We start from the raw sequence: 13388 nt of genomic DNA on the forward strand, positions 1-13388 counted from the left end.
GATATGGAAGAGATGTTTTCTGATCTACATCAATCAAGTGGGGTAAGGGCGTTAGTTTCTCTGATAAAAAAGAATGCGTCATAGCGTCTGGGTAAAACTGTTGGAACATAGTTTCCCTGTTCATTGGACGGATTATATATGACACCCTTTGCCCGATGGCCTCGTTGGTTTAAAAGAGCTTCAGGTACATCTTCATCAAATAAGAACAGCGCTTTAGGTTTATCAATGGAGTTTAGAATGTTTTCAATTGTGCCCTGAGGTGCAGCTGGCACATTCATCAGTTGTTTTGGAGAACCCCACTGAGTTCCGGCTATCACCGTGCCTGTGTTTGTACCAAAACCGAGGATAAAAATGGCTTCATCGCCATATTGTTCCCGTAACAACTTACCAATATTTTCTCTTCCCTGTGATGCCATTGGGGTGGCTCTTGCATCACCAACATGAGTGTTATGGGCCCAAACAATTGCACTGCTGTTATCCCCGTAATAGTTAAAAAGGTGCTCTACAGTCTGTTTGAAATTCAAAACTCTGCTGTTCCAGGACTGAGGACCCTGGGTTGCCATGGACAGATAGTGCTTTTCTGCGTTAAGTACAACCAATGCATCATGCTTTACATAAAAAAGCTTAGAACTGTTTTCAGGAAGAGTTAAGCCTTTTAGCAGCTCTAGGACGCTGTTGGTTTTTGGCATACACTGTTGCTGCTTGCCCTGTAAAACGGCACGAACATACTGCTGCATATCATCGGAATAATTGAGCAGGCACGAATAGGAGTTTTTGACCTGGTTTACTTTATCCGGGAAGAATTCTTCAAAAAAGGAGATAACTCTTTTCATCGATCCCTCCGGAGAGTAGAGGTCCATTCCATAAAACCCCACTCTTTGTTCCATGGGACGGTTTTTGTTATAATCTCTCATCCACTCAATAAGGGAGAGCGTTTCCTGGTTTGCCCACATCCATTCCGGCCAGCGATTAAATGAGCCCAGTGCATCTTTTGCGCTTGATGGTGCATTGGGGAGATGTTTTACATACTTATTTACCTCCATTGCAGCGCTCCAGTCACCCTCCACTACTATAAAGGAATACCCCTTTTCCTCGATGAGTCGTTTGCTGATATTTTTACGCCACGTATAGTATTCGCTGGTGCCGTGAGATGCTTCTCCAAGAAGTACCGCCTTTTTGTCAGAGGCACGGTCGATTACAGGGCTAAGACAGCTAATTTCACTCACCGGGAGAGCGTTTTTGGCGAAGTACTCAGTAATAACACTCTCGTCATTAGCTGAAATACTGATAGCGATAAGCAAAAGGAACAAAAAGAACGGGGATGAAATCATAGTGCCTTCTTTCAAATGAATGTATTCACAAAACGATTATAGAGAAAAATAGCCATTACGATTCTAAAATTCAAGATTCCCACAGGATTAAGAGTGTGTTTAAGTAGATAAAACAGGACAAAAAACGATTATTTCAGGTGTAGTGCACTGCTCTGTAAATAATATATTGCTTTCTCAATAGTGCGCTATATATCTTAGTATTCCTAAATAGAAAACTATTACTATGTAACTTAACAAAAGGAGTAGCTGATGGGCAGGAAGCTAATTGCTGTAGTCTTTTCGGTAGCGCTGTTTGCTATGAGTGTAAGTGCACAGAATGCACGGGTGGATGCGATGTCTGGTTTTAACCAGATGCAGGATCATGCAAGAATTATGGTGAACCCCGCAAATATGAATCTGTTTGGAAACTCTATCCAGACAACCTATGATGGAACAGCTCAGCTCATAGCCATAAAGTCGTTCACCCCCACTCTAAATTTTGGTATTCTTTATGATGCTCAACTGTTACACGATGATGCCCTCTATAATCATTTTGTAAACAACACTGTAACAGAAAGGCCTATGTTTTTGGGGTCGGATGACTTTGGCTTTGACTTTGATGGTGACTTTGACTTTGATGGCATGGAGGTGGAGAACGATATTGATCCTATTCCACAGATCCTTGTGGGTATCGATTTGGGTCATCTGAAAGTTGGCGCCAATCTCTACTATGAACGTGCTTTTTATAAATATTATATAGATAATGATGGTGACGACTTGGAGGAAACCGGTAGATTCAGAAATATTGGCTTTCTAGCAGGAGCGTTACTGGATCTTAACACTTTGATCATTCAGCCCAGACTTGGCATGGGTTTTCCCTCTGTCTATAGTAGCTTGGCCGATGATGCAGACGTTTTTTCCAAGGAAAGTGGGTTTCATTTTGAGGTAGGCTCAGAAGCACTTATGCCATTGGGGGCAACCGATATCTCTGCTGGATTTGATTTTAACAGAGTTGTTTTTCAGGGTAAGAGAGAGACAAGAACTGGAGAAAATAGTACTACTACTAGTTTTGAAAACACAGAAGTTTTAGCTTCAGTCGGCTTTTTTGCTGCAATGCAGCATACTTTTGTGGATAGAAACATGCTTTTGGGTGCAAAACTTCTGGGAAATCTAAATACATACAGAAATTTGCCTGAAGGTTCCGATGGAACTGATAGAATAAACCGTAACTTTGAATACGGAATAAGAACAGGTTTGGAAAAAACGTGGGATGATTTAAAGCGCCTTGATGCATTCATTGCTCGTGGTGGTCTTAGCTTCATTGCCGATTACGATATTGCGAGAAGTGAAGGCTCAAACGTTAAGAGTCGTGAGCGTTTCCCTACCGACCGCACCGGCTTTCAAATGGATCTTGGGCTTGGAATCAAAAAGGGTGTATTTTCCATGGATATTCACTTCAGCCCCGATTTCATACTCAACGCGCCTAAAATCCTAAGTAGTTATGACTCAGATGATCTTTTTAAATTCACTGCAACTCTGGATTTTGGCGGATCGTCAACGTTTCGTTGGTAAAATAAATAAGTAAGTAAAAAGAATTTTTTGGGTTTTATGCTTTATTTAAATTAGCATAAAACCCTTTTTTTATCCTTATTGAGCATTGTTTGTGAGTCACGCGGTAATCCTCGTTTAAAGTGCTAAACCGTTGATCCTGTAGGGAAGAGATGTTTTAGTACTTATCATGCAAGCGATTTCTGTTGTGTCGCTACGGGACAGAGAGTTCCTTCAACAGGTTTTTTTTACTACATGTAACCTCTACGGAATAGTACTGCTATCCAAAAAGGTCTAATAAGTTAAAACGAGGGTGGTTTCGATACAGCACTCATTCAGAAGGCTATTTGATGAGTCGTGGAATCTCTCAAACCGAATTGCTGATACAGTATTAGAGAGAGAACGACTGTTAAAACAGGTTCTTCATCGCAACGAAGTATAAGGAGACGGTCGATTTGATCCGCGATATAGCTGGATTTGCCCGTACTGTCTTCGCTAATGATCCCCGGAAGAGAGATTACCGGACCTCGAAGTGCTATTTCTGATGTTTTATCAAAATTTATAGTAAAAAGAGATTATAAGAAATGATACAGGAGAACATTTTAAGCACATCTGAGATCGGCGGAACCCTTCGGGACACTGTCCCTAACAAATCCCCCGATCGGGAGAACCCTTCGGAACACTGTCCTTAACAAATCCCCCGATCGGGAGAACCCTTCGGAACACTGTCCTTAACAAATCCCCCGATCGGGAGAACCCTTCGGAACACTGTCCTTAACAAATCCCCCGATGGGCGGAACCCCATTATTTGTCTTCCGTGACCGTACCCGGGCTGGCAGCAATGTTTACCGTACTATCAAAAACCCTGAAATCGGCACCTGAAGGGTCTGGCGGAACCATCTGTGAGTCAAAAATGAGTGTCTGATTGGTTTGCGAAGTCATCTGAAACGCGAAAACGGGTGTCAGAAACGCCAAAGAGACCTCACCCTGGCCTTCGGCACCCCTCTCCCGCGGGAGAGGGCCACACAGCAACGGCAAATTTAGCGTGTAACGGTGGGTTTTGCCTGTAAAAAGGGTGGGAGAAATACCAGCCCAAACACTACACTTACAAAACAAAAGCAACTGAATGGGTTCCTCTTCTCCCAGTGGGAGAAGGGGACAGGGGATGAGGTCCTAATGAAACGAACTCCCAAAAAAAAAAGGCTGTTTCTGCGGAAACAGCCCTTCTGGGAGGTAGTCTGCGCCTACGTATGGAGCAGACATCAGACATTTTACTAAAGTTACCTGAGTACGAAAGAACGGGTCATTACATTGAGGTTATCTCTGTAAACCATAACATAGGCACCATTGGCCACCATTCTTCCTGCATTGCTTCTGCCATTCCATACTACTCTGTCACTTTCAACTGCCAGGGTTTTAACTCTGCTTCCATTTATAGAGTAGATATCTATACTTGCATTAGCAGCAGCTCCGGGAGTTTGAAAGATAATTCTTCCACCTCTGTTTTGAACAATTCGTATCGATTGATTTGTTCTGCTTCTTGTGTTTGCAACTGGTCTGGCTGAGGTTGGGTCAACTGCTTCAAAGCTGACTTCCTCAATGAACACAGGTGCAATCGATCCGCCCATGTGAATTTCAAAATCGGTAATTGCATCTGTTTCACCGGTGAAATCGAATGAGAAATCCTGCCAGTCTGAAGGCAGTTGGACTTCCTCTTCAAAGATTACAGAACTTGAATCATCATCCTGGCTGATTACTTTAATATTCATACTTCTGGTTCCCGCGGCAAAGGCTCTGAAAGAGATGTTGTACTCTTTACCTTCAAAAACGGGTATGTTGTTTTGTGAGAGTACTATATCGGAAGAGCTTCCGGCGTTGTCTATATCTACAGAAAGAATCTCATTTTGTATTGAGGCTTCAGCTTCAGCTCCGTTATCCAAGGCAAGATCATTCCAACCGGAAAGTCTGTTGGCGAAAGAACCATTGATAAGTAATTCGCCGTATTTAAACATCACACCAAGGGTATTGATTATAAAGGGTTCACTTTGTCCGATTACAACTAACTGTGCATCAGCTTCATCTTCCTCACCATTTTCCTCACCGTTCTCGGCGTCTTCATCTTCACTATTTTCTTCACCTTGGCCATTGTCTTCCTCTTGTGTTTCAGGTGCCAGTATTCTGATACGTGCATTATCAGTAACCACATCCGGAACACTCCAGTTAAAACGGCCAAGTGTAAACTCGATATTTTCCTCAATCAATTCCCAGCTCTCACCATCATCGGTTGAGTATTCAAGCGTAATTACTTCGTGATCACTGTTTAATTCCCAGCGTATGGTTTGAGTTGAATTATTTCTCCATACAGTTCCGGAATTGGGTTGATTGATAAACACTCCATCAATATCGGTTTCAATAATGCTTACATTATCTATGTGCACATCGCCAAGCGCGCTACCCAGATTAAATTCTACCCGGATCTCATCCTCTATGGGCTCTTCTATAGTGAACACGGTTGAAAATCTTCTCTTCTCAGTAGAGAGGCGAACAGGGATGGTATCCCCACCAGTCATTGAAGTGTAGGGTCCATGAGCTAGTCCTATATTTGCATAAATCGGTCTTGGTTCAGATGCATATGCTTCATAAGAGAAGAGATAGGTCTTGTTCTCTTTTAAATTTATATCGGACTGATAGAGCTTAATAGCCCAGGCGGCACCGCTTAGCTCGTCAATGGTAACTACATACTCTTCATCAACAACTGAACCGGATGCATCACCTCCGTGTGTCTCAAAGGTCCAGTTACTGCTACCATCAGAGAAATCGCCGTTAATTACCAGTTCCCCCTCTGGCAGATCAGGATCAACCGGGTCTGGATCCACGGGATCAGGGTCATCACCCACATCTTCAGCAATGGCGAAAAGAAGGCTGGTGTCGGCAAAGGTTGCGCTTGTATCAGCGATAATTATAAGGCAACTGTCTGAAATGGTTTCATCGGGAATCTGCCAGGTATAGCGACCAACGTTAACAACTCTTTCCTGAATAGTTGACCAGTCTTCTCCGGCATTGGTTGATAACAGGATTTGAACGTGTGAGAGTGTACCGGTATTGCTCCAGCGTATGGTATTCTCTGCACCAGCCTTATAAGTAGTAGAGGAAGTGGGTGCAGTGATTGAAATAACCGGTTCATCTCTGTATGTAAGGCTTACATTACGAATAGAGATAATATCGAGATTGTTGTTGACTCCACCACTAAACTCAACCCTTACATCGTTATCGGTTTCCTCTCTCATTACAAACGGTATTGAAATGGTGTTTGGAGAGGATGGTGAGAGTTCAAAAGTGGTAAGAGAGGTATCCACATAAGGAGTTCTGGAATCATCATTACTTCCAATAAATACCCTTATTGATAGATCTGTATTTTCAGCGTCTGCAATAAGGGATGCTGCTGCGGTAAATTCAAAGGTATAACCATATCCCTGCTCCAGTTCAATTCCGTTTTGGGAGAGATAGGGGGCGTTTGACTCTTCATTGGCTTGTGTCTCAATTATGATTCGGTAAGCGTTGTTTAGAATTTCGCTGTTTGCTACAGCATCTTGTGTTTCAAGCACCCAATTATCAGTTCCAGAAGAGAAATCCCCATTTCGTATCAGGTTTTCCTCCTCTGCCTGCAAACTAAATGAAAGTAAAAATACGGCAAGCAAAAGTGTTCTTTTGGTCATTAAAGACTCCTGTTTTGATTATGTGTAAAGTGTATTGACAATGCTACGTCTCTTTTAGTGTTGTAGGGAAAATATATAGTTCAACTTTCGGGGCAAATTGCTCAAATTTTATAAGTTATTTCATTTAAAACAGCATAGTTACGACATTTTTACCCTATTGTGTAAATAAAATACTACAATGTCACACAATAGCAATACTTTTAGTGACAACATGTGGTAAAAACTTTTATACTAAACAAAAGATAGCCTGAAGTAGTTGTTAGATTGTGTGTAGAATACAAAAAAAAGTTATAAAACAATGACTTGTCTCTATAAACGATGTATATATCAAAACAGCAGAATACAGAAAAAGTAGAAATGTGCTTGTCGTAGTATCATTTTTCTTTTATATTGAGCTACAGAAACGATCTGCCTCCGTTTCGTTTCTGTAGCTCAACTGTACCCGGATAAGGGGTTAATCCCAATCTATCCTTACATTTTAATGGTCACTTCCATTTAAAAGGATACTGTATATGGAGAAAACTATATTCGAATATCTGGATTACCGGGAGTATCTAAAAGATTTCTATGACTGGAAGAAAAACAAGTACTCTTTTTACTCTTACAGACTTTTCTCCCAAAAGGCCGGTTTTAAATCACCTAACTTTCTAAAACTCGTAATTGATGGAAAAAGAAACTTAACCAAAGAAAGTGTTTTCAGATTCTCCAAAGCTCTTAATCTCAATAAAAGTGAAACTGATTACTTTGAAAACATTGTATTTTTGAATCAGTGTCGCTCACTTGATGAAAAAAATGCCTATCTTTGCAAAATTATGCGCCACAGAGTAAAATGCGATCCCAAAAAAATCGAAGAATCGCAATATGAATATTACTCCCAGTGGTATCATCCGGTGATACGGGAGCTTGTTACCGCTGTGGATTTTGGTGATGATTTCAAACGGCTCGCTTCACTCGTTATCCCCTCTATCACAGTATCAGAGGCAAAGAGGTCTGTTGATCTGTTGCTAAAACTTAATTATATCAGAAAAAATGATCATGGCAACTATGAGAAAATATCCAACACTTTAACCACCGGGCCTCAGGTAAGATCGGTCGCGGTGTCCAATTTTCACAAATCTATGATTAAGCTTGGTTCTGACGCTATTGAGCGTTTTCCTTCAAAGCTGAGAAATATCTCCTCTCTTACGCTTTCGGTTTCTGAGGATACCTGCTCGCAGGTAATCAGCAAGATTGAAACATTTAGAAAAGAGTTGCTGGATTTGGCAGAAGCAGATAGTGAACCTTCAAAAGTTTTGCAACTAAACATGCAGCTCTTTCCACTTTCGGATAACTTTGATAAAGGGGGGGACAGATGAAACCGGTAAAAACGTTGCTTCTAATTGTTTGCTCTCTCTCTCTGTTTACCTTCATTAGTTGTACAAATGTTGCCAGTGGTACAGAAACAGGAAATCCCGTAATTACTGAGCTTGCTTTTGCACTTTTTGATGTCATAGATTCCACAGATCAGTGGGAACCACAACACTATTTGGTGGATGGAACAGAGCAGCTGGATCCGGCCCGCATTTATCAGGATTTTGGAGGAGTAGTGCTTGCAAAGCAGGCGCAGACGCTCTCTACTGAGCAGGAAAAAGAGTTCAAAGTCATCGAAAGAGAAGACACCGTAATCTATTCTATACCGATAATTATTGCTGATACCCTAATTGAATTTTCAGACACAACTCAACTGCTGATTAATGATTCCGGTGATTCAGTGTACTTAAGCCGCAGTTATCGTAACGAAATTATTATTACCGATACAATCAGTGTTTTTGACACAGTTACTGTAATTTCTTATGATACGCTCTACCTGGATGGTGAGAGTGGGCGCAGCAGTCCTATAGAGATCGTCACCGGGAGTGCTAATCATGAAGGTACGGTAATAAATAAAGATGGTTCTGTGAGCTACTCCATTCTCATGAGTTACAGGCACGCTAGTTATTCATCCATGATGCCCTCCAGTCCACATCTGATTATTCACCAGGCAGATAATCTTATGTCTCTGAGCAGAGAATATAAGCAGGATGGTGTAGCAATAGTTGAACAGTACAGTGGCTATGAGCCACAGGATACTATTTTCAGTAAAAGAACCTATAGCTCCACCCAGTATGCACTTTTAAATGCATCATATACCACCCCGGCTACAAGTATAAACCTTGACGTACTCTTTTGTAATGGTGAAGATTATAATTTTCAAAACACCTCTAACAACAATATTTACACTCTTGAACGCAAAATTAGTGAAAACGGCAGTATTAGGGAGAAGGTGTTGTTTGGGGTAGATGATGAAAATGCACGCTCTCTCAGTACCCAAATTAGTAAGTATTTCCCATCTGACACTAAACGGCGAAGTTATAACACGCACTATTTTCTAAAGGGTGATACTGAGAAACCGGGACACCATCACCTTGCTTTGGCTGCAATGAAACAGAGCAGGGTATATAGTCAGGGTGAAGTGGATGAGATGCATATTGAGTTTTCTTTTGAAACAGAATTAAAGCGTTCCCAAAGTGCTACAAATGCAAAGGTGAGTGCAAGAGTGGTATCTGCAAGAGAAGTTGAAAGCATTTTTGAGGGAAGAATTGACAGAAGTTCCGGAACGGCAATTGGTGTGCTTGAAATGGATGGAAAGGATTATGCTGTCAGACTTTTTCGCTCCGGAACGTTTATTATGGATGAGATTGTCCGATGATACGCAGAGGTGGGTTGAATCAAAATTCAGCCCACTGCGGATTCACAAGCCTCTGATCTCTGTTACAGGTATCGATTAGTTCTATCTCTTTTGTGCTCAGACTCACCTCTTTAGCTGCATAGTTTTGTAGAAGGTGAGAAGCTGAAGAGGCTTTAGGTATTACCACCATCCCCTTTTGCATTAGGTAGGCAAGGGAGAGCCCAGCTTCATTGATTTGTTTCTCACGTGCAATACTCTGGAGCAGGGGATCTTTAAATACGTGCCCCCGTGCAATGGGGCAATATGCCGTGAGAACCACTCCGTTATTTTTACAGTACTTCAGAAGCTCCTTTTGGTTAAGAAAGGGGTGAAACTCTACCTGATTGGTGCAGAGTGGAAGGCTACTCAGCCCAATTGCTTTTTTTAACTTCGTTAAGGAAAAATTACTGACTCCTATACTTCTTACCCCAGCAGTTTCAACCAGCTTTTGGAATGCTTCGAGAGTCTCTTCAAGCGGAATCGTTTCATTGGGCCAGTGTATAAGAAGCAAATCAATGTACTCACAGTTTAGTTTCTGCATCGACTGATCAAATTGTTTAAGTACGTCCTGGTACTTCAGGCTGTCATACCAGATTTTGGTGGTGATAAAAAGATCGGATCGTTTAAGCCCCGATTTTTTCAAAGCTTTGCCCACCTGATCTTCATTACCGTATGCTGCCGCAGTGTCTATGTGTCGGTACCCAATTTCAAGAGCTTTCATTACGGTGGTAAAACAGCTGTTTCCTGTCAGTTTCCATGTGCCCAGTCCAAGAACTGGTATCGTATGGCCACTTTTCATTTCTATGGTCGTAAAACTCATGCAGCTCCCCTAACGTTTAGTTTAACCCTTTAATAATAAATTGTGTGTCACCGGGAACACAAACCGTTTAAGTAGAGCTAATCACTATAATTATCCTCTGGTATCTCAATTGCAATTAACAGTAGTAGGGATATTTGCTGGTGGGGTTAGTAATTGTTTGTGCACTGGAGGAATTTTGTGAAAAAGAAGATGTGTTTTCTTTTGTTAGTAATGGTACTTGCAGGTACAGTTGTTTCTGAAGATAAAAGTGAAGTATTGCATAACTATACAGACACTCTTAGTTATGTACTTGGCAGGGATGTAGGATCACAGCTTCAGGAATTTGGAAGAGATTTCAATATCGATCTGTTTACCATGGCTGTTACACAGGTGCTTACCGGTAAAGAGTCTCTTTTGGAGTCGAAGCAGCGGGATTCTGTCCGGCAGGTATTTGCCGAGCAAATAAAGGAGCTTGAGGAAAAGGAGCTTGAAACGATAAGCGAGCGTCTTCGTGAAGAGAGTGTTATCTATATGTCTCAGAATCGAAGGCGAAGGGGAGTGAGAGCAACTGCAAGCGGTTTACAGTACATAGTTCTGAGCCACTCAGAAGGAAAACAGCCAGGTCCCCAAGACACCGTACGGGCAATATACATCGGGATGCTTACCGATAAAACGGTCATTGACCGTTCTCTTCCAGATCTGGCTTACATTATCGATCTTGACAAAACTATCCCCGGTCTTTCTGAAGGCATACAAATGATGAGCCCGGGGAGCAGTTACCGCTTTTTCATTCCCCCCGATCTTGCTTACGGCTCAAACGGTATTCCACCAGAGGTGCCACCCTATTCGGTGATAATTTTTGAAGTGGAACTGGTGGAGATTTTGGATTGATGCCTAAGAGACGGCGATAACTGTCCTGTTTAGTAACGGGGCTTTTGGGTTTCGCCGTTCTCCTCTATTTGTTCTCTGTCAGGATACGCTAATGGTTTAATTATATTTTGAAGGTAAGGTTTCATAGAAAAATAACAACAAGTGCAAAAAACGATAGCAGTGCCCATAAAAACTTGTTCCAATCCCACAATCTCTTTCCGTTAAAACCACTAAAGGGGAAAAAGAAGAGAAGTAGATCAAAAATCAGAAAAAATATGCCTATACTTATAAAAGAGTGTATAAACATATTGGATGTCCCGGACTGCTGAGCATAACTCCATACTCCAAAGATAGGTAAAGCCACAATTAAAATACCAGATAAGGCTATTTTGCCTAATTGGGGTATATTCTCGCTATACTTCCATACCTTTTCTGCTGGATAAACATTTCCTAACACAGGGAAAAAGCCTCTTAGTAGTATGGCAATCATGAAGCTTAGCGGAAACCCTGATTCAAAGATCCTAAACCGTACCCTGTAATTTATAATGGCTGCTGTAATCTGCATAGCAATTTGTCGCGTCCCAAGAAGTAATGCAAATGATACGCAATAATAAACCAATGGAGCGAAATCTCCCTGGTTTGTCAAACTATAGATCAATGAAATAATGATCAGATTAAGAACAAGTGTTGCAGTCCATTGAAGTGCCGGGCTGTCCCGTTTTTGGGCAACTGGGCGAGCCCAAAGGAAAACCCCTGGTGTCATATAGTGAAACATCTTTAACCACATTAGAAATGTCCAACCACCATAGCGTCGAAACTGTGCTCCCGGAGAGATAATATCAAAACCGCGTGTAGCGAAAAGCTTGCTTGAACTGGTGTTGTTTCCTTCAACCGCAGCTATCTGTTCATCACAGCCCTCTTCACCGAAAAACTCAAGGGCCTTCTCGGTTAAACGCTGGCCCAGCTTTAAGCCTCTGGCCTGAGGATCTGTAAAAATCCAGGAAACTTTCCCTATTTTACCTCGGTTTGGAAGCGTGAAAAGGTCAAGAATCGCTCCTCCAACAATCTCATTACCTTTCAGAGCAATGAAAGTGTAGGGGGTAAAACTTGAAAAAACACCCTGGAACCAACCAAATGCGCGAAAAAGGACTTTTCGCGTCGCCTTTTTTTCATCCTCTCTCATTAGGCGAATGACAGTATCATTATCCCTGGTATCCACATTTCTCCCTTTCCTGTACACTTTGAAGCTGCAATTGTTATTCCTCTGAGAGGTATTCATCTGTTGTATACTCTACAGGTTTTACACCGAATCCATGCGCTGAAAATGAGGTAATCTATACCCCGGCTCCGATCTTTGAGCGTCATAAAAAATCCTGTAATCTATTTCCTTTATAGATAAATGAAACACACATGTTAATTACCTCACCTCCCGCGATAATAGCCCTAGGGTCCCCCCAAACGGATCATTTCACGCTTTCACCATTGACGCCCGGCCTCCATAGCCCCGCATAGGAGGCTTAGCCCCATGAAAATCCTTTTTTCCCCAATCAAACACTCCCTACTCTGTCTTATCGTTTGTATCAAAGGATCTTACGCTCTTAGTGTCGCTTGTATGAAGTTCCATAAACAATATCCTGAATATATCCCCACTAAACCCCGCATAGAAGAGCCCATCTGAAGGTTATAACCATCACATTTGCTGTTTAAAGGTATGAAAATGGAGTACGATGGATGCAAAAGTGCAGCGATCAGGTCTGTTTCATGGTGGTGCGCCATACAGAACAGGTATGAACGACAAACTTCCATAGTGCGATCGTAGTGTATAAGGGAACCAAACACAAAGTTTCGCCTGGTAACTCGAGGTACCAATCATGTGCTAATTTCTCCGGCGTGGTATGAGAACAGGCTTATACCGTTTTGGTTTTGAATCAGTTTTCTAAGTACAGTGCACTGTTTTTTTCATACAACGGAGTGTTCTCAGGAGGCACTACAGCACATTTTCAGGTGGCAACAAGCTGTTCGCAACTACCAAAGTGTGGAATATATGGCGCAATAGTGCTGTTTTTAAATGGAAATACCGCTGTTTTCCGTTCAATGGAACACTATAAACAGGGAAACTATGACACCATTCACCCCATTCTTACACTACCAACAGAAGATTCGTGGCTTAAAACAGGGGTGGGTGAACCATAGTACCGTAATTTTTAGAAGAGGTCCGTAAATTTTGGCGTATTGAGTCGGATTTTGGTGAATTTGGGCAATAGGAGGCTGGTTTCGCCCAACTTTGGGAGGCGAAAAAGGGTACAAAGTGGTAAGACAGGCTTGTCGCTTAGGCAGATTGGTTCTGTTCAGGGGCTCGTTTTATCCCTAAAACAACTCTCCTTTTTGTGCTTCTGCGT

At 41.9% G+C, this 13388-nt stretch carries 10 protein-coding genes; 5 read left to right on the top strand and 5 right to left on the bottom strand.

What is annotated here, in order from left to right:
- Positions 1-29 precede the first annotated feature (29 nt).
- Entirely contained in the window at positions 30-1331 is a 1302-nt protein-coding gene (locus QA601_13535; GenBank protein MDG5816110.1) for an erythromycin esterase family protein, read from the bottom strand.
- 249 nt (positions 1332-1580) lie between these two features.
- Between QA601_13535 and QA601_13540 the strand changes: the two genes are divergently transcribed.
- Positions 1581-2882 (top strand): hypothetical protein, encoded by a 1302-nt coding sequence (locus QA601_13540; GenBank protein MDG5816111.1) that lies wholly within the window; start codon positions 1581-1583, stop codon positions 2880-2882.
- Positions 2883-3662: 780 nt separating this feature from the next.
- Here QA601_13540 and QA601_13545 read toward each other — a convergent pair.
- Both QA601_13545 and QA601_13550 read right to left on the bottom strand, forming a co-directional pair.
- Positions 3663-3833 (bottom strand): hypothetical protein, encoded by a 171-nt coding sequence (locus QA601_13545; GenBank protein MDG5816112.1) that lies wholly within the window; start codon positions 3831-3833, stop codon positions 3663-3665.
- 305 nt (positions 3834-4138) lie between these two features.
- Entirely contained in the window at positions 4139-6574 is a 2436-nt protein-coding gene (locus QA601_13550; protein MDG5816113.1) for a carbohydrate binding domain-containing protein, read from the bottom strand.
- 512 nt (positions 6575-7086) lie between these two features.
- Between QA601_13550 and QA601_13555 the strand changes: the two genes are divergently transcribed.
- Positions 7087-7929, top strand: coding sequence for a TIGR02147 family protein (locus QA601_13555; protein MDG5816114.1), 843 nt, complete (start codon positions 7087-7089; stop codon positions 7927-7929).
- Entirely contained in the window at positions 7926-9302 is a 1377-nt protein-coding gene (locus QA601_13560; GenBank protein ID MDG5816115.1) for a hypothetical protein, read from the top strand. The genes QA601_13555 and QA601_13560 overlap by 4 nt, the downstream gene beginning before the upstream one ends.
- Positions 9303-9321: 19 nt before the next feature.
- Here QA601_13560 and QA601_13565 read toward each other — a convergent pair whose 3' ends face one another.
- Positions 9322-10140, bottom strand: coding sequence for an aldo/keto reductase (locus tag QA601_13565; protein MDG5816116.1), 819 nt, complete (start codon positions 10138-10140; stop codon positions 9322-9324).
- A gap of 177 nt (positions 10141-10317) precedes the next feature.
- Between QA601_13565 and QA601_13570 the strand changes: the two genes are divergently transcribed.
- Positions 10318-11010, top strand: a complete 693-nt coding sequence (locus QA601_13570; GenBank protein ID MDG5816117.1) for an FKBP-type peptidyl-prolyl cis-trans isomerase N-terminal domain-containing protein — start codon at positions 10318-10320, stop codon at positions 11008-11010.
- A gap of 121 nt (positions 11011-11131) precedes the next feature.
- Here the strand turns inward: QA601_13570 and QA601_13575 are convergent, their stop codons facing one another.
- Complete coding sequence (locus tag QA601_13575) at positions 11132-12208, bottom strand: GNAT family N-acetyltransferase (GenBank protein ID MDG5816118.1); 1077 nt, start codon at positions 12206-12208, stop codon at positions 11132-11134.
- A 698-nt stretch (positions 12209-12906) separates the two neighbouring features.
- Here QA601_13575 and QA601_13580 point away from each other — a divergent pair.
- Complete coding sequence (locus tag QA601_13580; GenBank protein ID MDG5816119.1) at positions 12907-13182, top strand: hypothetical protein; 276 nt, start codon at positions 12907-12909, stop codon at positions 13180-13182.
- Positions 13183-13388: the final 206 nt, after the last annotated feature.

It is taken from the genome of Chitinispirillales bacterium ANBcel5 (assembly GCA_029688955.1).
GTDB classification, from domain to species: domain Bacteria; phylum Fibrobacterota; class Chitinivibrionia; order Chitinivibrionales; family Chitinispirillaceae; genus Cellulosispirillum; species Cellulosispirillum alkaliphilum.